This is a genomic window from Amycolatopsis sp. NPDC003676 (assembly GCF_053587275.1).
On the sequence record NZ_JBSFNS010000002.1, the window covers coordinates 14,789 to 32,749 of the forward strand.

The 17,961-nt window shown below is 68.8% G+C and carries 17 protein-coding genes; 7 read left to right on the top strand and 10 right to left on the bottom strand.

What is annotated here, in order from left to right; translation table 11 throughout:
* The first annotated feature begins 216 nt into the window (after positions 1–216).
* Both ACWDNU_RS01195 and ACWDNU_RS01200 read left to right on the top strand, forming a co-directional pair.
* Complete coding sequence (locus ACWDNU_RS01195) at positions 217–2,091, top strand: propionyl-CoA synthetase (RefSeq protein WP_449667224.1); 1,875 nt, start codon at positions 217–219, stop codon at positions 2,089–2,091.
* A gap of 212 nt (positions 2,092–2,303) precedes the next feature.
* Positions 2,304–3,878, top strand: coding sequence for a beta-N-acetylhexosaminidase (locus ACWDNU_RS01200; protein WP_449667225.1), 1,575 nt, complete (start codon positions 2,304–2,306; stop codon positions 3,876–3,878).
* Here ACWDNU_RS01200 and ACWDNU_RS01205 read toward each other — a convergent pair.
* The 4 genes from ACWDNU_RS01205 to adh all read right to left on the bottom strand — a co-directional run bounded on the left by ACWDNU_RS01205 (position 3,855) and on the right by adh (position 7,073).
* On the bottom strand, positions 3,855–4,544 hold the full coding sequence (locus ACWDNU_RS01205; protein WP_449667226.1) for an MOSC domain-containing protein: 690 nt from the start codon (positions 4,542–4,544) through the stop codon (positions 3,855–3,857). The two genes, ACWDNU_RS01200 and ACWDNU_RS01205, sit on opposite strands and share 24 nt — an antisense overlap.
* 26 nt (positions 4,545–4,570) lie before the next feature.
* Positions 4,571–5,059, bottom strand: a complete 489-nt coding sequence (locus ACWDNU_RS01210) for a hypothetical protein (RefSeq protein WP_449667227.1) — start codon at positions 5,057–5,059, stop codon at positions 4,571–4,573.
* 119 nt (positions 5,060–5,178) lie between these two features.
* Positions 5,179–5,550, bottom strand: coding sequence for a DUF779 domain-containing protein (locus ACWDNU_RS01215; RefSeq protein WP_449667228.1), 372 nt, complete (start codon positions 5,548–5,550; stop codon positions 5,179–5,181).
* Positions 5,550–7,073, bottom strand: a complete 1,524-nt coding sequence (gene adh / locus ACWDNU_RS01220; protein WP_449667229.1) for an aldehyde dehydrogenase — start codon at positions 7,071–7,073, stop codon at positions 5,550–5,552. The genes ACWDNU_RS01215 and adh overlap by 1 nt, the downstream gene beginning before the upstream one ends.
* A gap of 106 nt (positions 7,074–7,179) precedes the next feature.
* Here adh and ACWDNU_RS01225 point away from each other — a divergent pair, with 106 nt between their 5' ends.
* Positions 7,180–8,652, top strand: a complete 1,473-nt coding sequence (locus ACWDNU_RS01225) for a GAF domain-containing protein (protein ID WP_449667230.1) — start codon at positions 7,180–7,182, stop codon at positions 8,650–8,652.
* Positions 8,653–8,655: 3 nt separating this feature from the next.
* Here the strand turns inward: ACWDNU_RS01225 and ACWDNU_RS01230 are convergent, their stop codons facing one another.
* The 5 genes from ACWDNU_RS01230 to ACWDNU_RS01250 all read right to left on the bottom strand — a co-directional run bounded on the left by ACWDNU_RS01230 (position 8,656) and on the right by ACWDNU_RS01250 (position 13,066).
* A complete protein-coding gene (locus ACWDNU_RS01230; RefSeq protein WP_449667231.1) occupies positions 8,656–9,567 on the bottom strand; it encodes an NAD-dependent epimerase/dehydratase family protein in 912 nt (303 codons plus the stop codon).
* A 25-nt stretch (positions 9,568–9,592) separates the two neighbouring features.
* A complete protein-coding gene (locus ACWDNU_RS01235) occupies positions 9,593–10,462 on the bottom strand; it encodes a YwqG family protein (RefSeq protein ID WP_449667232.1) in 870 nt (289 codons plus the stop codon).
* 88 nt (positions 10,463–10,550) lie between these two features.
* A complete protein-coding gene (locus ACWDNU_RS01240) occupies positions 10,551–11,699 on the bottom strand; it encodes an agmatine deiminase family protein (protein WP_449667233.1) in 1,149 nt (382 codons plus the stop codon).
* Between the two features lie 66 nt (positions 11,700–11,765).
* Positions 11,766–12,341 (bottom strand): TetR/AcrR family transcriptional regulator, encoded by a 576-nt coding sequence (locus ACWDNU_RS01245; RefSeq protein WP_449667234.1) that lies wholly within the window; start codon positions 12,339–12,341, stop codon positions 11,766–11,768.
* 128 nt (positions 12,342–12,469) lie between these two features.
* Positions 12,470–13,066 (bottom strand): DinB family protein, encoded by a 597-nt coding sequence (locus ACWDNU_RS01250; RefSeq protein WP_449667235.1) that lies wholly within the window; start codon positions 13,064–13,066, stop codon positions 12,470–12,472.
* 115 nt (positions 13,067–13,181) lie between these two features.
* Between ACWDNU_RS01250 and ACWDNU_RS01255 the strand changes: the two genes are divergently transcribed.
* The 4 genes from ACWDNU_RS01255 (at position 13,182) to ACWDNU_RS01270 (ending at position 16,537) form a co-directional block, all read left to right on the top strand.
* Positions 13,182–13,967, top strand: coding sequence for an SGNH/GDSL hydrolase family protein (locus ACWDNU_RS01255; RefSeq protein WP_370934011.1), 786 nt, complete (start codon positions 13,182–13,184; stop codon positions 13,965–13,967).
* Positions 13,964–14,533, top strand: a complete 570-nt coding sequence (locus ACWDNU_RS01260; RefSeq protein WP_370934010.1) for a TetR/AcrR family transcriptional regulator — start codon at positions 13,964–13,966, stop codon at positions 14,531–14,533. The genes ACWDNU_RS01255 and ACWDNU_RS01260 overlap by 4 nt, the downstream gene beginning before the upstream one ends.
* Before the next feature lie 214 nt (positions 14,534–14,747).
* On the top strand, positions 14,748–15,890 hold the full coding sequence (locus ACWDNU_RS01265) for a sensor histidine kinase (RefSeq protein WP_449667379.1): 1,143 nt from the start codon (positions 14,748–14,750) through the stop codon (positions 15,888–15,890).
* The gene (locus ACWDNU_RS01270; protein WP_370934009.1) at positions 15,887–16,537 is read left to right on the top strand and encodes a response regulator; all 651 of its coding nucleotides are present in this window, start codon (positions 15,887–15,889) and stop codon (positions 16,535–16,537) included. The genes ACWDNU_RS01265 and ACWDNU_RS01270 overlap by 4 nt, the downstream gene beginning before the upstream one ends.
* On the opposite strand, the gene ACWDNU_RS01275 is transcribed toward ACWDNU_RS01270, so the two are convergent.
* Entirely contained in the window at positions 16,504–17,937 is a 1,434-nt protein-coding gene (locus tag ACWDNU_RS01275; RefSeq protein ID WP_449667236.1) for a phytoene desaturase family protein, read from the bottom strand. The two genes, ACWDNU_RS01270 and ACWDNU_RS01275, sit on opposite strands and share 34 nt — an antisense overlap.
* Between the last annotated feature and the right edge of the window lie 24 nt (positions 17,938–17,961).

A 17,961-nucleotide genomic window follows, 5' to 3' on the forward strand; every position in this document is an offset into this window, starting at 1 on the left:
GGCTGGTTCCCCTCACTGTCAGTGTTGTCTTCATGCCGCTGCGCGGCCGTTCCCCACGGTCCAGCTTAGGACGCACACGGCCTCCGCGGGGTTGCCGGGTCGAGCGGGGAACGTGATCCACTGCATCGATCTCCCCGGACCGGGCTGACCTGCGACCCGCCGGGGGAAAGGCCATCATGAGGGCAGATTCGGCCGTCGGAAGTCAAAGGAGACCTCGTGGGCGCGTACACCGAGACGTATCGGCGCAGTCTGGACGAGCCGGAGCAGTTCTGGCTCGAAGCCGCCCGGGCGATCGACTGGACGCAGCGGCCCACCCGCGCGCTCGATTCGTCCGCCGCGCCGTTCTACCGCTGGTATCCCGACGGCGAGCTGAACACCTCCTACAACGCACTCGACCGGCACGCCGACGGCGGCCGCGGCGCGCAGGACGCGCTGATCTGGGATTCGCCGGTCAGCGGACGCAAACGCCGCTACACCTACGCCGAACTGCGGGACGAGGTCGCGATCTTCGCCGGCGCGCTCGCGTCGCTCGGGGTGACCCGCGGCGATCGCGTGATCCTTTACCTGCCGATGATTCCGCAGGCCGTCATCGCGATGCTCGCCTGCGCGCGGATCGGCGCGGTGCACTCCGTGGTGTTCGGCGGTTTCGCGCCGAAGGAGCTGGCCGCGCGGATCGAGGACGCGAAGCCGAAGCTGATCCTCGCCGCGTCGTGCGGGATCGAGCCGACCCGGGTCGTCGAGTACAAGCCGATCATCGACGCGGCTCTCGAAACCACCGAGCACCAGCCGGACCATGTCGTGGTGTTCCAGCGAGAGCAGGCGCGCGCGGAGCTGTCCGGCACTGACCTCGACTGGACCGAGCTTGTCGCCGATGCCGACCCGGTGGATCCGGTTCCGGTGAAGGCGACCGACCCGCTGTACATCCTCTACACGTCCGGCACCACCGGACGGCCGAAGGGCGTCGTGCGCGACGCGGGCGGGCACGCGGTCGCGCTGGCGTGGTCGATGGGCGCGCTCTACGACGTCCATGCCGGGGATGTGTGGTGGACGGCTTCCGACGTCGGCTGGGTCGTCGGACATTCGTACATCGTCTACGCACCGCTGCTGGTGGGCGCGACAACGGTGCTGTACGAGGGAAAACCCGTAGGAACTCCTGACGCTGGCGCGTTCTGGCGCGTCATTTCCGAGCACGGCGTGCAAGCGCTCTTCACCGCGCCGACGGCGTTGCGCGCGGTGAAGAAGGTGGATCCGGACGCGGACGAGCTCAAAAAGTACGACCTGTCCCGGTTCCGCACCCTGTTCCTGGCGGGCGAGCGGCTCGACCCGGAGACCTACCACTGGGCGCACGACATTCTCGGCACGCCGGTCGTCGACCACTGGTGGCAGACCGAAACCGGCTGGCCGATTGCGGCCAATCCGCGCGGTCTCGAACCGATGCCGGTCAAGCCCGGGTCGGCGACGAAACCGGTGCCCGGCTGGGATGTCCGCATTCTCGACCAGGCGGGCGAGGAACTGCCAGCGGGCCGCGAGGGCGCGATCACGCTGAAACTGCCGCTGCCGCCGGGTTCGCTGCCGACGTTGTGGGGCGACGACGAGCGCTACCGCGAGGCGTACCTGTCGCGCTATCCCGGCTACTACCTGACCGGCGACTCGGGCTACCTCGACGAGGACGGCTACCTGTTCGTGATGGGCCGCACCGACGACGTGATCAACGTGGCCGGGCACCGGCTGTCGACCGGCTCGATGGAGGCCGTGCTGGCGTCGCATCCGGCGGTCGCGGAGTGTGCGGTGATCGGGGTCGCGGACCAGCTGAAGGGCCAGGTGCCGCGCGGGTTCGTGGTGCTGAAGTCCGGCGTGGAGGTGCCCGAGGAGCAGTTGCGGGACGAACTGGTCGCGCTGGTCCGCCGCGATATCGGGCCGGTGGCGGCGTTCCGGGACGTCTCGGTGGTCAACGCGCTGCCGAAGACGCGCTCGGGGAAGATCCTCCGCAAGACGATGCGCGGGATCGCCGACGGTCGCGACGAGGCGGTTCCGTCGACCATCGAGGACCCGACGGTGCTCGACGCGTTGCGGGCGATCTTGCGGCCCTGAGCATTGCCCCAATGTGGCATTGGGTGCATGCGACGCACCCAATGTGGCGTTCGGTGCGCTGAGCGCACCCAATGTGGCATTGGGGCGTGGCGGGCATCCCGGCGAACGGGACATCAGTCGTCAGCCGACCCTTTCGGGCGTTGTCAGCCTCCCCGGTAGTGGTCTATACCTCTTGGAGTCCGCCTTCTCCGCGACGCGACCGGAGGTATGCCGTGAGGAAGACCCTGTCCAGGGCCGTGCTTGGGGTGACCGTGCTCGGGCTCGCCGCGGTGGGAGTGCCCGGGCCGGCCGCGGCGAGTCCCGCGCCCAGCGAACGGCAGGTCACCGACCTCGTACCGGTGCCGGTGCACGCCGTGGCGAAGGCGGACGCCACCTTCCGGCTCACGCCGCTGACGGTGATCCGCGCCGGACACGGCACTGGCGACGTCGCCGCGTACCTGCGCGGCCTGCTGCGGCCCGCGACCGGCTACCCGCTGCCGGTCGTCCCGGTGAGCCCGGGACTGTCCGCGATCTCGCTCGACCTGGGCCACGCCGACCCGCGCGTCGGCGACGAGGGATATCAGCTCGACGTCACGAAGAACGGCGTCCGGCTGCGCGCCAACACTTCCGCCGGGTTGTTCACCGGCGTCCAGTCGCTGCGGCAACTGCTGCCCTCGTCGATCGAGGCGAAGACGGTGCAGCACCGGACGTGGACGATCGCGGGCGGCAGCGTGCTCGACTACCCGCGCTTCGCCCACCGAGGCGCGATGCTCGACGTCGCACGGCATTTCTTCACGCCCGCACAGGTGAAGAAGTACATCGACCAGATCGTCCAGTACAAGATCAACACCTTGCACCTGCACCTCAGCGACGACCAGGGCTGGCGCATCGAAATCAAGAGCTGGCCGAAGCTGGCGACCGAAGGCGGCAAGACGGCTGCGTACGGCGACCCGGGCGGTTACTACACGCAGGAGCAGTACCGCGACATCGTCGCGTACGCCGCGAGCCGACACATCACGGTCGTCCCGGAAATCGACATGCCTGGGCACACCAATGCCGCGCAGTCGGTGTACGCCGAGCTCAACTGCGACGGGGTCGCGGTCCCGCCGCGCACCGACATCGAAGTCGGCTACAGCTCGCTGTGCATCAAGTCGCCTACCACGTACCGATTCGTGGAAGACGTGATCCGCGAACTCGCCGCGATCACGCCAGGCAAATACATCGGCATCGGCGGCGACGAAGCTCATTCGACGTCCGCCGAGGACTACAAAGCCTTCTACGAGAAGGTAACCCCGATGGTCGCCAAGTACGGCAAGCTGATCACCGGCTGGCACGAGATGGCGAAGGCGCCGCTGCCGACGTCCGCCGTGCCGCAGTACTGGGACCAGGGCGGCCCGAACGCGGACGTGGCCGCCGCGGCGGCGCGCGGGAACAAGTTCATCATGTCGCCCGCCAACCACGCCTATCTCGACATGAAGTACACGGAATCGACGAAGCTGGGTCAGGATTGGGCCGGTTTGGTCGAAGTCCGCGACGCCTATGAATGGGACCCGGCGACGCTCGTTCCCGGCGTCGCGGAGAAGTCCGTCGCCGGGGTCGAGGCTCCGCTGTGGACGGAAACCATCCGGACCAACGACGACATCGAGTACATGGCCTTCCCGCGCCTGCCCGGTGTCGCGGAAATCGGCTGGTCGCCTCGCGATTCGCGGGTTTGGGACAGCTACCGGGGCCGCATCGCCAAGCAAGCGCCGCGCTGGGAAGCCCAGGGAATCGACTTCTACCGTTCACCCCAGGTCGACTGGAAGTGATTCCCTAGCCCGGTCCACTTTGGACTGGATACCCTTGCGATAACCCTCCGGCAACGCTTGCGTCGACAGCACCCGGTCAGCCAACTCCAGCATCGGCCCCGGCTCGGGCAGCCGCGCGTAATTCGCCGCCGCCGCCAGGAACGTCTCCCCGACGGTCGGCCCCTCGGCCCGCTCCACGACCTCGAGCGGCCCGGCCGTCGGGACCGTGCCCGGTCGCAGCACGCGCAGATACCAGCCGCAGCGACGGGTGTCGATCATCGCGGGCACGACGTCCTTGCGGCCGGTCCGCATGGCGAGCTTGAAACACGGATGCCGCGGCTGGGCGATCTGCACGAGCGCGTCGCCCCAGGCCCAGATGTCGCCGATCCGCACGTCGCTCTCGAGCGCGCCTTCTACGGAGAGGTTCTCGCCGAAGTCGCCGTGCGCCACGGAGTACCCCTCGTCGGTCCACACCGGATAGTGCTCGACCGGGTAGACGTAGACGGCCTTGTCGGGACCGCCGTGCACCGAAAGGTCGGCCTGGCGGTCGCCAGCCAGGTTGAGTTCGGACAGCACCAACTCTTCGGTGTTGACCCGGGTTTTCCGGATAGCGCTCAGCACGGGCTGGTCCCGCTGGTGGCCGAGTACGGTCGGCTCGCCCACGTAGACGTCTTTCAGCGACAGCATGGGATGAACCTAGCAAGCGGGCCGGGTTACTTGGACGGGTCGGGGAAACCAGGGGTAACGCTCCGCACGTAGACCGTCTCCTCAGTGCCGGGCTTGACGAACGCATCGAACGTCGCGTGGTACGGCGTCTCGAGGTGGGTGTAAAGGTCGGCCTTCGCCTTGGGATCGTAGGTCCAGCCGAACTGCCGCATCTCGTCCGCGTCGAACGGCGGGCCGAACTTGTCGATCGGCCAACGGAGACTCGGTTCGGCCGGGTCCGCACCGTACTTCCGAAGGTAATCGTCCACACACGACTTCGGCGCGACGAAGGCGAAGGCGAGCCGTTCAGTGAGCCTGGGCTGGACGTCGAAATGAAAATCCTTGACCGGACAGGACGGCAGCGTCATCTGGAACCTGGCCGAGGCTTCTTCCCAGCTGACGCCGTCCTCGCTGCCCGGGTACGCCCGCGGATCCGGCGGGCTGCTGCATCCGGCCACCGTGACCGCGGCACCGAGTGCGGCAAGCACCGCGAACATCCGCGAAAACATAAGAAGAACCTAGCAAGGCAATGACCAGGCGCACCAAGGGTTTTCGGCCGTACAGCGGTCAGCGAAGCGGTGCCCGGTGCGCGAGAAACGTGCACCGGGCACCGCGATCAACCGTTCAGCTCCGCCGACTCCTCGTCACTGAGCAGTCGGGAGCGGATCAGAAACCGCACCCCTTCCGGCGCCTCCAGCGAGAATCCGCTCCCCCGCCCAGGCACCACATCGATGGTCAGATGCGTATGCCGCCAGTACTCGAACTGCGGCCCGGACATCCACACCGGCACCGCGTCGATGCCGTCCACCGTCAGGTCGCCCAGGTGCACATCGTGCGAGCCGACCCGGAATTCGCCCGCCGGGTAGCACATCGGGGCGCTGCCGTCGCAGCATCCGCCGGACTGGTGGAACATCACCGGTCCGTGGACTGGCACCAGCCGCCGCAGGAGGTCGGCGGCGGCTGGGGTCAGGTCCACCCGTTGCGGCATCAGAAGAAGCCCAGTGCCTGGTCGGAGTAGGAGACCAGGAGGTTCTTCGTCTGCTGGTAGTGGTCCAGCATCATCTTGTGGTTCTCGCGGCCGATGCCGGACGCCTTGTAGCCGCCGAAGGCCGCGTGCGCGGGGTAGGCGTGGTAGTTGTTCACCCACACGCGACCGGCCTGGATGTCGCGGCCCGCCCGGTAGGCGGTGTTCCCGTCGCGCGACCAGACGCCGGCGCCGAGGCCGTACAGGGTGTCGTTGGCGATCTTGAGCGCGTCGTCGTAGTCGTCGAACTTCGCCACGGACACCACCGGGCCGAAGATCTCCTCCTGGAAGATGCGCATCTTGTTGTCGCCCTCGAACACCGTCGGCTGCACGTAGTAGCCGCCGGAGAGGTCGCCGCCGAGGTCGGACTGCTCGCCGCCGGTGAGGACCTTCGCGCCCTCCTGCTTGCCGATGTCGATGTAGGACAGGATTTTCTCGAGCTGATCGTTCGAGGCCTGCGCGCCGATCATCGTCTCGGTGTCGAGCGGGTTGCCCTGCTTGATCTTCTTCACGCGCTCGACCGCGTCGCCGAGGAACCGGTCGTAGATGCCGGACTGGATCAGCGCGCGCGACGGGCAGGTGCAGACCTCGCCCTGGTTCAGCGCGAAGAGCGCGAAGCCCTCCTGTGCCTTGTCGTAGAACGCGTCGTTGGCCGCGGCGACGTCGTCGAAGAAGATGTTCGGGCTCTTGCCGCCCAGTTCGACGGTCACCGGGATGATGTTTTCGCTGGCGTACTGCAGGATCAGCCGCCCGGTCGTCGTCTCGCCGGTGAACGCGACCTTGCGCACGCGGTTGCTCGACGCGAGCGGTTTGCCCGCCTCGACGCCGAATCCGTTGACGATGTTCAGCACGCCCGGCGGGATCAGGTCGCCGATGATCGACATCAGCAGGTGGATCGACGCCGGGGTCTGCTCGGCGGGCTTGAGCACGATCGCGTTGCCCGCGGCCAGCGCCGGGGCGAGCTTCCAGACCGCCATCAGCAGCGGGAAGTTCCACGGGATGATCTGGCCGACGACGCCGAGCGGCTCGTGGAAGTGGTAGGCGACGGTGTTGTCGTCGATCTGCGAGATGCCGCCTTCCTGGGCTCGCAGCGCGCCGGCGAAGTAGCGGAAGTGGTCGATGGCGAGCGGGATGTCGGCGGCGAGGGTTTCGCGGACCGGCTTGCCGTTCTCCCAGGCCTCGGCGACCGCGATCCGCTCGAGGTTCTGCTCCATCCGGTCGGCGATCTTGAGCAGGATGTTCGCGCGTTCTTCGGTCGAGGTCCGGCCCCACGCGGGTGCGGCGCCCTCGGCCGCGTCGAGCGCCCGGTCGATGTCGGCCGCCGTGCCGCGGGCGATCTCGGTGAAGGTCTTCCCGGTCACCGGCGTCGGGTTCTCGAAGTACTGCCCGCCCTCCGGCGCGACGTATTCGCCGCCGATGTAGTGGTCGTAGCGGGTCTCGTAGTCGACGACGGCGCCGTCGGTGTTCGGTGCGGCGTATACGGCCATCTTGCCCTGCCTCGTTGCTGGTCGGTGACGGTCGGCGGCGACCGTAGGCCGGGCAACGTTGCGCCAACGTTGCAGCCTTGTGACCAGGGTCTCTACTCTCAACCACGTGGCGGAGCTGCCCGAACCCGACCTGCTGCGCGATCCGGAGTCGTACGCGCGGCTCCTGCGGCATGTCCGTGAGGCGGTCCTGTCCGGATCCACCGCGCCACGTTCGCCCCGCTCGGTGGTGTCGGCGTCGTGGGAGCGCTCGCTGGCCGCGCACGTCGACCCGGACGCGGGCGAGGCCCCGCTGATCTTCGAGGCGGACGAACTCACCGACCTGCGCGCGGAGCATCCGCTGGCCCCGGTGCTGCCGCTGTTGCGCGAGATGCTGGTGAGCATCGCCGATGACGCCGAGCACATGATGATCGTGACCGACGCGAACGGCTTGATCCTGTGGCGCGAGGGCGCGACCGGCGTGCTGCTGCGCGCGGACCAGGTCGCGCTCACCGAGGGCACGCGGTGGAGCGAAGAGGCGATCGGCACGAACGCGATGGGCACGACGCTCGCGACCGGCCAGCCGGTGCAGATCTATTCGGCCGAGCACCTCGTCCGCCGCTATCACACGTGGACCTGCGCCGCGGCCCCCGTACGCGACCCGGACACCGGCGCGCTGCTCGGTTCGATCGACGTCAGCGGTCCGCTCCGCACCGTGCATCCGGCGATGTTGTCGCTGGTCACGGCCACGGCTCAGCTGGCCGAGGGACGGCTGCGGGCGGATTTGGCGGTCCGCGACGAGAAGGTGCGGCGGGCGAACATGCCACACCTGGCGTCACTGCGCGGCCGCCCCGGCGCGCTTCTTTCGGCAGGCGGACGGGTGCTGGCGGCGGAATCGTGCACCCTTCCGTCCACTGTGGAGGTACGAAAAGGCGGCGGCACAGTGACGCTGCCGGACGGCCGGATCGCCACCGTCGACCCGCTGGACGAGGGCTACCTGCTGCGGATCGCCACGTCCGGCTCCGCGACCCGCCGCCGGTTGTCGCTCGAATACCTCACCGACGGTCCCGGATCGACCACTGTGGACGGTCGAGACATCCCGTTCACCTTGCGGCACGCCGAACTGCTCACCTTGCTCGCGCTTCAGCCGCGCGGCTTGTCGGCGGAAAAGCTGGCGCTGCAACTGTACGGTGAGGCTGGCAATCCGGTGACCGTGCGCGCCGAGATCCACCGGTTGCGCACCCAGCTCGGCACTGGGGTGTTGCAGACGCGCCCGTACCGTCTCGCGGCCACCGTGGACGCGGACTTCCTGCGCACCAAAGCCGCCCTGCGCGCCGGAGACGCCGCCGCGGCGGTCCGGTCGTTCCAGGGTCCGTTGCTGGCCGAGTCGGAATCGCCCGCGATCCTGGAGGAACGCGAGTCGATCAGCGCGCAGGTCCGGCAGCTGGCGTTGAACAGCGGGGATGCGGATACGTTGTGGTCGTTCTGGGAAACCTCCTGTGGCGCGGACGATCTGGCTATTCTGGACGCGTTGTCCGCCGTGCTCTCTCCGTCGGATCCGCGGTTGGCCGCAGTGCGGACTCACCGCGCCCGGCTGGGCTGATTCTTACCGCGCAGCAGCAGTCTCCCGGATCGCGTCGTCCACAGGAGCCGGATAGTTCAGCTCCAAATACAACTCCCGCAACAACAATCCGTCCATGTGCTGCACCGTCAACCCCGGCTGCTTCCCGCTCAGCCCGTTGAGAAATCCGCCGAGCTTGAACGCACCGCGCACCGGCCAGGACGGCATCGACCGCACCCGGCGTGGCCGTCCCGCCGCCGCGGCCAGCCGGGCGAACATGTCCGTCCACTGCAGATTTTCCTCCGCCACCGGGACATCCGCGCCGGACGCCGCCTCCAGCGCATCCACCGTCGCCACCCCGACTCCACGCGCACTCGTCGCCGCAGTCCCGCCGGGAGGCGCGAAAAGCGGCGAGGTGGAGTGGACCCACTTCACGATCGGCACCGACCACTGCGGCACCCGATCCTCCGCGACACCAAAGACAAACGGCACTTCGATCACCGCCACCGGCAACCCCGGCCCCGCTGTCTCGCGTGCGACTCGGGCCTGCTCCAGCCGACTGCGCACGTACGGATGCTTCGCGGCCAACCCCCACTCCGGGCGTACGCGGTCGAAGTACGTGTAATACGACCCCAGCACCGCCGCCCGCGTACAGCCTGCTTCGCGCGCCGCGCGCAACAACGCGGCGACAGGTGCGACGTTGCCCGCGCGCAGCCGAGGCTCGACCGGCCCGCGTCCGACCGCTCGATCGTCCATACCGCCAGCGAAGACAACGCCGTCGTGTCCGTCGAGCGCTTCGCGCAGTTCGTCGTGCGAAGCAGTCGAGACGTCGAGCGTCCGGTCGACTCCCTCACGTGCCGTACGCGCGACGGCGGTCGTTTCGTGCCCGCGTTTCCGCAGTTCGTCGAGGACGTGCTGCCCTAGCAGGCCGCTGCCGCCCACCACCAAGATCTTCATGGTCCGCTTCCGTTCGGGCTGATCGTCAGCCGCACTGCATCAAGCAGCGGGCGGCCTCGAACCGGCCTTCTTTAAGATCGTCGGCTCGGATGAGCCAGTACACCATCCCGACGTCGCCCCACATCATGTCGGTTTCGTTGTCGCTGTCGAACTGCGCGAGCAGCACCCAGCGGGCCGCTTCCTCCTTGAGCCGCGGATCTTGCCACCCGCCTTCCAGCACCTCCGCCGCGATCTCGTTCTCCACGGCGTCCTGGACCGGTGTGGCGAAGCCACCGATCTGATGTTGCGGCGTGCCTTCGTTGACCTCCCAGGTGAGGTTTCCGAACACCAGGGCACCGATCCGCTCAGGTTCGGGGCCTGCCTCGACAGCTTCAGCCAGGGACACTCCGCTCGCGGTCGTGGTCTGGTCCAGCAGGATGTGCTCGCTTTCCGGGGCAGTGGCCACGATCTCCGCGAAAACGTCACGCTGCGGGTAGGGCTCGAGGTCGGCCGGAGGCGTTCGCTCGGCGACCGGGGTGCCCGCGGGCACGAAGACCACTCGATAGCCGTCGGCATCGGTGGGCAGAATGTGCCGGTAGTGATCGGGTTCGTAGCGTCCGTCGAACGCGAAGAACAGCAGCGTCCCCGTCTCCGGCAACGGAATGGTCAAGAACTCCCGCGGCAGCGCCGCACAATCCACCGCGGCGACGAACGTGAGCGGCCCCTTCTCCTCCCAGATCGGCCATTCCACCGCATCCGGCAGCGCCGGATTTCCGCCAAGCTGCCCCACGCGCGGCCCGGTGCCCTTGGCGGTAAGCCGGATCCCGGGTTGGAACAGCTCGATCCATTTAGCCGCCACCTCAGCGGGCAGCCGGTCTTGAGCGAGGGTGCTGAGTTGATCTCTCCATGCGGTCACTCCGCCATAGTGGCGCAAGGCACCGACAAAAACGCTTGAGCGCCGAGCGTCCGGCCGACTCCTTCGCGTGCCCGCGATCTCCGCGGCGCTAGCCGGGCATGTCGTGGGTCGAGCAGTGAATCCCGCCGCCCCCAGCGGCGATCGCGTCGATCGGGACCAGGACGGCCTCCCGGCCGGGGAAGTGCTCGGCCAGGATGCCGCGCGCCCGGTCATCGGCGGCCTCGTCGCCGAATTTCGGCAGGAACACCGCGCCATTGGCGACGTAGAAATTGGCGTAGGACGACACGAACGCCTCGCCCCGGCCGGTGATCCGGTCCGGGTCGGGCTGGGGCAAGTCGACGACTTCGAGCTTCCGGCCAGCCGCGTCGGCGGCACCGGCCAGCACTCCGCGCGCCTGTTCGGCGGCACGCGACCAGACATCCGCCGGGGCACCGGGAAACGGCTTGTCCAGCAAGACGACACCGGGCGCGACGTAGCGGACGAGACAGTCGACATGCGCGTCGGTGATGTCCTCGCCTTTCACTCCGGCCAGCCAGATCACGGTGGTGACGCCCAACGTCCGTTTCAGTTCGTCTTCGACGCGCGCGCGGTCCTTGCCCGGGTTGCGATTGTCATTGACCAACGAGCTTTCGGTGACCAGGAGCGTGCCCCGGCCGTCGGTTTCCAGCGCGCCGCCCTCGGCGACGAGCGGAGCCGCGATGCGAGGCAGTTGATACTTCTCCAGTACGGCCTTGGCCACCGCGCCGTCCCGGGGGTGCTGCTGTTTGCCGCCCCAGCCGTTGAACCCGAAATCGACGCCGGTCAGCTTTCCTGCGTCCCGGACGAAGACCGGGGCCGTGTCGCGGGCCCAGAGGTCGTCCACCGGGATCTCGGCCACCTCGACGTCGGAGCCGACCGCGCTCTGGGCGGCGGCACGGTGTTCGGGACCGGCCAGCAGGACGACCTTTTCGAAACCGGCGACGGCCCGGGCGAGCCCGGCGATGGCGGCCTGGACCGCGGGCAGGTCAGGACCCCAGACGCCGTCCGAAGCAGGCCAGGCCATGAGGGTGCGGGCGTGCTTCTCCCATTCGGCCCCGAACACCCGGCCGGCGGACGCCGCGCCGCTGCTGCCCGGCGACGGTGGTGCGACCGGGGCCGGAGCCGGGGTTTCGGTGCCGCACGCGGCCACGCCCAGCGCGGCGCCGAGCCCTAGCGCGGCGGTGAGCGCGGTGCGGCGGGAAACGAATTCGTGCGTCATCGAGCGAGCTCCAAGCGGGTCGGCGGAGCCTCACTCTGACACTGACTGAAAATTTAGTCAATTTGATCAACCCAGCTCGGCGACGATGGCCCCCCGGACGAGGGCACGCGCCCGCTGGAGGTCGAGGGTCCCGGACAGCCAGCGCTCGGACAGCCCTTCGACCAGCGCCGTCAGCCGCTCGGCGACGTCAGCGGGATCAGTGAGACCGCCCAGCGCCACGACGTCAGCCAAGCGCACTGCCTCGACCAGTTCAGCGATCTCGGCGACCCACAGCCGGGTCGCTTCGGCGAGACGCTCCCGCAGGTCGTCCTCGAAGACGGCACTGGCCCGCAACTCTCCCCATGCCGTGCTGTTCTCCCGGACCTCGGCGGTGTCCTGCAGTTCCAGCAGCAGCGTCTGCTCCAGCACGGCCCGCGCGTCCGCCGAATCCGGCACCTCCTGCGCGGTGTAACGCTCGGCACGGTCGTTGACGTGATCGAGAGTGGCGCGCAGCAACCCGGCACGGTCCTTGAAGTGGTAATAAATCAACCCGGTCGACGCGCCGGCCTCCGCGGCGACCTCCTCGACCCGCAGCCCCCGGACGCCGCTTCGGGCGATCATGCCCACCGCGGCCCGCAGGATGCGATCCCGTTTGCCTGCCATCCGCACCTCCGTGACTGAAGCTTCAGTCAACACTGTCCAGTCCGGACGAACTTGACGGCTGTCGAGGTGCCGCCCCCGCGGTCCGGTGCCCTGGCCAGTCGCCGAACGTTCCCTGGCCGCGCTCGCCGCTATGGCTGGCGATCACAACGGGACTTGGCGTTGGCTGCGGCTTCCTCGATTTGACTGCGCCGGGCTGCCCAGAATTCCGCGTCGCGCTCCTGGGCGACGTAACCGGCGGCCGTGCCGGTCGAGCCGTCCAGTTGCTCGCGCAGGATGTCGGCGTGTCCGGCGTGCCGACTGGTCTCCGTGAGCAGATGGACCAGGACGGTGAACAGCGTCACCTCGGATCGCGGCCACCAAGGCACGTGCCCGGGTGAATCAAGGGCCAGGGCCGCGATTGTCGTGTCAGAGTGCGCCCAGACGCGCCGATACCGATCGATGATGTCCTCGCGCGCCTCGCCCTCGGCGGCCCATAGGTCGGCACCGCGTTGCCCGAGGTCGTCCCATCGGGGCAGAGATTCGGGGAACGGCCGGTCGAAAACCTCGCCGAGGTACCGGGATTCCCAGAGCGCCAGGTGCTTGACCAACCCGAGAAGGTTGGTGCCGGTCCGGGTCAGCGGGCGGCGGATCTCGTACTCGCCCAGCCCGTCGAGCTTCCAGAGCAGCACCTCGCGGAGCTCTCGCAGATCGCCGTGCAGGTGCTCCTTCGCGACGTCATCGAGCATGCGGCGAGCCTGCCACGCACCGCGCACAACCCACGTGACCTACCTCGGGTAGACACCGTCTACATACTTTGATAGACAGTGTCTACAAGATGAACCAGGGGTTACGGAGAGCGGAATGGGTTTCCACACGTTCGTCGCCGTCGGCGACAGCTGCGCTGAGGGGCTGGACGATCCTTACCCGGATCACAGCCAGTACCGCGGCTGGGCGGATTACGTCGCCGGGCGGCTCGCGCGCGACGAGACCTCGTTCCGGTACGCCAATCTCGCCGTTCGCGGGCGGCGGCTCGACCAGATCACCGCGGAGCAGTTGCCCACCGCCGAGCGGCATGAGCCGGATCTGATCGCGTTGTTCGGCGGCGGCAACGACGTGATGAGCCGCGGCTGGGACGCTCGCACGGTCGCGCGGCGCGTGGACACCGCGATCCGGCAGTGCACGCAGATCGCGCCGACCGTCGTCACCTTTACCTTGAGCGACATCGCGCATCGCATGCCGCTCGGCGGGCGGATGCGGCCGCGGGTCACCGCGCTCAATGACGCCATCCGTGAGGCTTCCGTCAGCTACGGCGCGAAGCTCGTCGACCTGTGGCCGGACCAGGCCGCGCACGATTCGCGCTACTTCGGGCCGGACCGGCTGCATCTGTCGCAGGCCGGGCATCTCCGCGTCGCCGGTCATGTGCTCGACCGGCTCGGCGTGGCGCACGACGGCAGCTGGCTGCAGCCGTTGCCCGGCGTTCCGGCCCAGAGCACCGCGATCGCCGACCTGCGCTGGCTGTGGCAAGAAGTGCTGCCGGTGGGGATCACGCGGCTGCGCAACCGGCTCATCGGCCGGTCTCCCGGCGACGGCTTCCTGCCGAAGCGCCCGGAGCTGCTGCCCGTGGCCTTCTCCGAAGCTCAGGTATGAGCGCGCGTCAGCGGTTGATCCGCACGGCTGCGGATTTGCTCGTCGGCTCCGGCGTCGAGGCCGTGACACTGCGCGGTATCGCGAAGGCGGCTGGCGTCTCGCACGGTGCGCCGCTTCGCCACTTCTCGGGACGCGCGGAGCTGCTGTCGGCCGTAGCGACGCTTGGCTTCACACAGCTGCTCCAGAGGGGCGCACAGTTGCCCGACGGCACCCCGCGCGAACGCGTCACGGCTGCCTGTCACGCGTACGTTGACTTCGCCGTTACGAACCCCGCCATGTTCGAGCTGATGTTCCGTCGCGATCTCATCGACCCAGAAGAGCCTGGGCTGGTCGCGGCCAGCAGTGCCGTCTTCGACACATTCGCCGAGTTAGTGCGCCTCGACCGCGCTGAAGCGGACGACGACCGACTTCGTCCGGGTACAGATCCTCGGCTCGTCGCGGCGTCACTGTGGGGCGCGTTGCACGGTCTCGCACAACTGTGGTTGTGGGGTGGACTGGCGGGAGCGAGCTTCGCGCCTTCGCCGGAATCGGCATTGGCGGTGACGCTGGACGCGTATCTGGGGTGAAGCTCAGCGGAGAGCCCGGAATCCTCCCCACCCCTGGCTCTCCGCCGAGCAGCGGGAATGGATGACCATTCAGCACCGACCGTAACCGCTCGATCCGCCCCCGGGAATCCACCTCTCGCCGCATCCGCGCGTAAACCCTGGCGGTAGGCGGACTGCCGCGACTGCGGTAGAGAATTGGGAAACCGCCGGTCAGGAAGGTAGTTTCGGGCGCGTGATGCGCATCTGGCGGGCGCGGCCGCTCCTCGCGGATTCGCTGCTGGCGGCTGCGGTCGGACTATTCCTTTTCGCCGGGGCGGCGGTCCACCACGGCTCCCTCGGCGACCGTCCGGGGCTGCCCGGATTGCTGCTCGCGGTGGCGGGCGCGGTGCCGCTGGCGGTCCGGCGCCGCTACCCGATCGGCGTGCTGATCGCGGTCACCGTGCTCGTCGGCGCGTTCGCGCTGGCCGGGTATCGCGCGACGCTCGGCCGTCCCGACGTGCTGATCGCCGCCTACACAGTCTGGGCGCGCTATCCGGTGCGGCAAGCCTGGCCGCCGTCGCTGTTCGCGATGGCCGGTTTCGAGGTGACGCTGCTCGTCAGCGACAGCGCGAACCCGATCGGCGACACCGTGATCGCCGTCTTGCAGGCGTCCGCGACCGTCCTCATTGGACACTCGGTCTATCTCCGCGGGCTCGCCCTGCACGCGACCGCGGAACGTGCCGACCGCGCCGAGCTGGCGGTCGTGGAAGAACGGCTGCGCATCGCCCGCGAGCTGCACGACGTCGTCTCGCACCATCTGTCGGTGATCTCCGTGCAGGCCAACCTCGCGCGGTACGTCTTCGAGTCCGCGCCGGACACCGCACGCGGCGCGCTCGACACGATCACCGGCACGACCACCGAGGCGCTGGACGAACTCCGCCGCCTGCTCAGCGTCCTGCGGCCGCCGCATCACGAACCGGGCGAATACCGTCCGCAGCCCGGTCTCGAAGAGCTTCCCGCACTGGTCAGCCGGGTTCGCGAGGCCGGGCTCACGGTACGGCTGCGGGTCACCGGAACGCCGCGGACGTTGCCGTCGGGCCAGCAGCTGTGCGCGTACCGGGTCGCGCAGGAAGCTTTGACGAACGTGCTGAAGCACGCGCCGGATTCGTTCGCCTCGCTGGACGTCGAGTACCTGGCCGACGCGCTGCGGCTGCGCGTGGCCGACTCCGGCGGCGGACCGCGCGCCGACGGCAATCCCGCCGGTCACGGCCTCGTCGGCATGCGCGAGCGGGCGCGTATGTACGGTGGCGAAATCGAAATCGGGCCTCGCGAACCGGCGGGGTTCGAGGTAGTGCTGACCCTCCCGTACCCAGGCCGGACCTCCGGAGAACCCCAGTGACCAGTGTGCTCGTGGTGGACGATCAGGACCTTGTCCGCGCCGGCCTCGTCGCGCTGCTCAACGCCGCGCCGGGCGTCGAGGTGGTCGGCGAAGCGCGCGACGGGCTGGAAGCCGTGCACGAGGCGGCGCGGCTGCGGCCCGAGGTGATCCTGATGGACATCCGGCTGCCCGGCCTCGACGGCGTGTCCGCCACCGCCCGCATCCTCGCCGGTCCGGAGAACCCGCGTGTGCTGATCCTGACCGTCTTCGACCTCGACGAATACGTGTACCGCGCGTTGCGAGCCGGCGCGGCCGGGTTCCTGCTCAAGGACAGTCCGCCGGAGACGCTGATCTCCGGCATCCAAGCGGTCGCGCGCGGGGACATGCTGTTCGGCCCGACGATCACGCGGCGGCTGGTCGAGTCGTACACGAGCGCTCCGCCCGCCGAGCCCGCGCCGGAGCTGAGCAGGCTGACCGAGCGCGAACGCGAGGTGCTCCGGCTGGTCGGCACCGGGAAGCCGAACGGCGAGATCGCGGCTCAGCTGCTGGTCAGCGAGGCCACGGTGAAGACCCACCTCAACCGGCTGATGCCCAAACTCGGAATCTCCAGCCGGGCGCAAGCGGTCGTGATCGCTTACGAAACCGGCCTGGTGCGGCCCGGACGGTAGCCGAATTCGTTGCGCAGCACGCGTTCCGCGGCGTGTTGACCGGCCATTCCGTGCACGCCCGGCCCGGGCGGCGTCGCGGCCGAGCACAGGTAGACGCCGCGCAACGGAGTCCGATACGGATCCCAGCGCGGGACCGGCCGCCCTAGCACCTGGCGCATCGTGACCGCTGCGGCCGCGATGTCGCCGCCGACGTAATTGGGGTTGTACGCCTCGAACTCGCTCGCCGGGATCGCGCGCGATGCGAGGATCGTGTCGCGGAAACCCGGAGCGAAGCGTTCGATGCGCCGGATGATCGCCGCGGTCGGATCGAGCGGATCTCCTTGCGGCACATGAGCATAGGCCCAGATCGGCTGCTTTCCGGGGAGACCGCGGGTCGGGTCGGCGGCCATCGGCTGGGAGAGAAGGACGAACGGGTCTCTCGCCCGTTTCCCGGACGCTACCGCGTTTTCCGCCGCGTGCACCTCGGCCCGTGTCCCTCCGATGTGGACAGTCCCGGCGTAGGCGAGTTCCTTTTCGCGCCAGGGGATTTCTTCGGAGACCAGGAAGTCGACCTTCGCTGCCGCAGGTCCGTAACGGACTTTCTCCAGCGCCTTGCGGTACTGCCCCGGCAGGAGCGGCCCTGCCAGGTCTAGTACGCCTTTGGGCGCTAGGTCCAGCAGTACGGCGCGCGCGTGCGCTAACTCGCGTACGTCGTTGACGCGCGCGTTGGTGCGTACGCGACCACCGTGTGCCTCGATATCGGCGATAAGAGCGTCAGTGATGCGTTGCGAACCGCCTCGGGGAATCGGCCAGCCAGTGGTGTGCGCGAGATGACTCAGCAGTACCGCGATACCGCCGCCGATGAGTGACGGCAGCTTTCCGAGCGCATGCGCCTCGATACCCGCTATCAGCGCTGCTGCTTCCTTGCCCTTGAACGGGCTCACTGTCGCCGCGAGAGCGCGCGTCGCGATGTACGCCGCCGTACGCGGACGCGGCGGGTGGCGAAGGTCGCCGAGGAGCGCTTCGGTGATCTCAGCGCTGCGCTCGATCAATGGCGTCATGAAGCGCCGCCACCTCGCGCCGTCGCTTCCTAGCCGCGTACAGGTGCGGTCGAGGTCCGCGTACGCGATCGCTGTGGTCTTCTCGTCGATCGGCTGCGCGTACGGGATTTCGGGATGGCAGAGGTCGAGATCGAACTGCCGGAGAAACGGCGAAGCCGCAGCCATCGGATGGACCGCCGAGCAGATGTCATGGATAACGTCGGAGTCGAACAGGTGCTTCGACCGCGCCCCGCCGCCCGGCTCGGCAGCCGCCTCGTAGACCTCGACCGACAGCCCGGCCCGCGCGAGCACTACGGCCGCGGCCAGGCCGTTCGGCCCCGAGCCGACGACCGCGACGTCCAGCGTGACGGGCGGAGACACGTCCCGAGCCTACGGCTGCGACGA

Coding starts and splice junctions, on each gene's coding strand:
- ACWDNU_RS01205 (WP_449667226.1), bottom strand. CDS start 4,544: ATGCTGTCGCTGAAAGACGTCTACGTGGGCGAGCCGACCGTACTCGGC.
- ACWDNU_RS01210 (WP_449667227.1), bottom strand. CDS start 5,059: ATGTTCGCGGTGCTTGCCGCACTCGGTGCCGCGGTCACGGTGGCCGGA.
- ACWDNU_RS01215 (WP_449667228.1), bottom strand. CDS start 5,550: ATGCCGCAACGGGTGGACCTGACCCCAGCCGCCGCCGACCTCCTGCGG.
- adh (WP_449667229.1), bottom strand. CDS start 7,073: ATGGCCGTATACGCCGCACCGAACACCGACGGCGCCGTCGTCGACTAC.
- ACWDNU_RS01230 (WP_449667231.1), bottom strand. CDS start 9,567: ATGAAGATCTTGGTGGTGGGCGGCAGCGGCCTGCTAGGGCAGCACGTC.
- ACWDNU_RS01240 (WP_449667233.1), bottom strand. CDS start 11,699: ATGACGCACGAATTCGTTTCCCGCCGCACCGCGCTCACCGCCGCGCTA.
- ACWDNU_RS01245 (WP_449667234.1), bottom strand. CDS start 12,341: ATGGCAGGCAAACGGGATCGCATCCTGCGGGCCGCGGTGGGCATGATC.
- ACWDNU_RS01250 (WP_449667235.1), bottom strand. CDS start 13,066: ATGCTCGATGACGTCGCGAAGGAGCACCTGCACGGCGATCTGCGAGAG.
- ACWDNU_RS01255 (WP_370934011.1), top strand. CDS start 13,182: ATGGGTTTCCACACGTTCGTCGCCGTCGGCGACAGCTGCGCTGAGGGG.
- ACWDNU_RS01260 (WP_370934010.1), top strand. CDS start 13,964: ATGAGCGCGCGTCAGCGGTTGATCCGCACGGCTGCGGATTTGCTCGTC.
- ACWDNU_RS01265 (WP_449667379.1), top strand. CDS start 14,748: ATGCGCATCTGGCGGGCGCGGCCGCTCCTCGCGGATTCGCTGCTGGCG.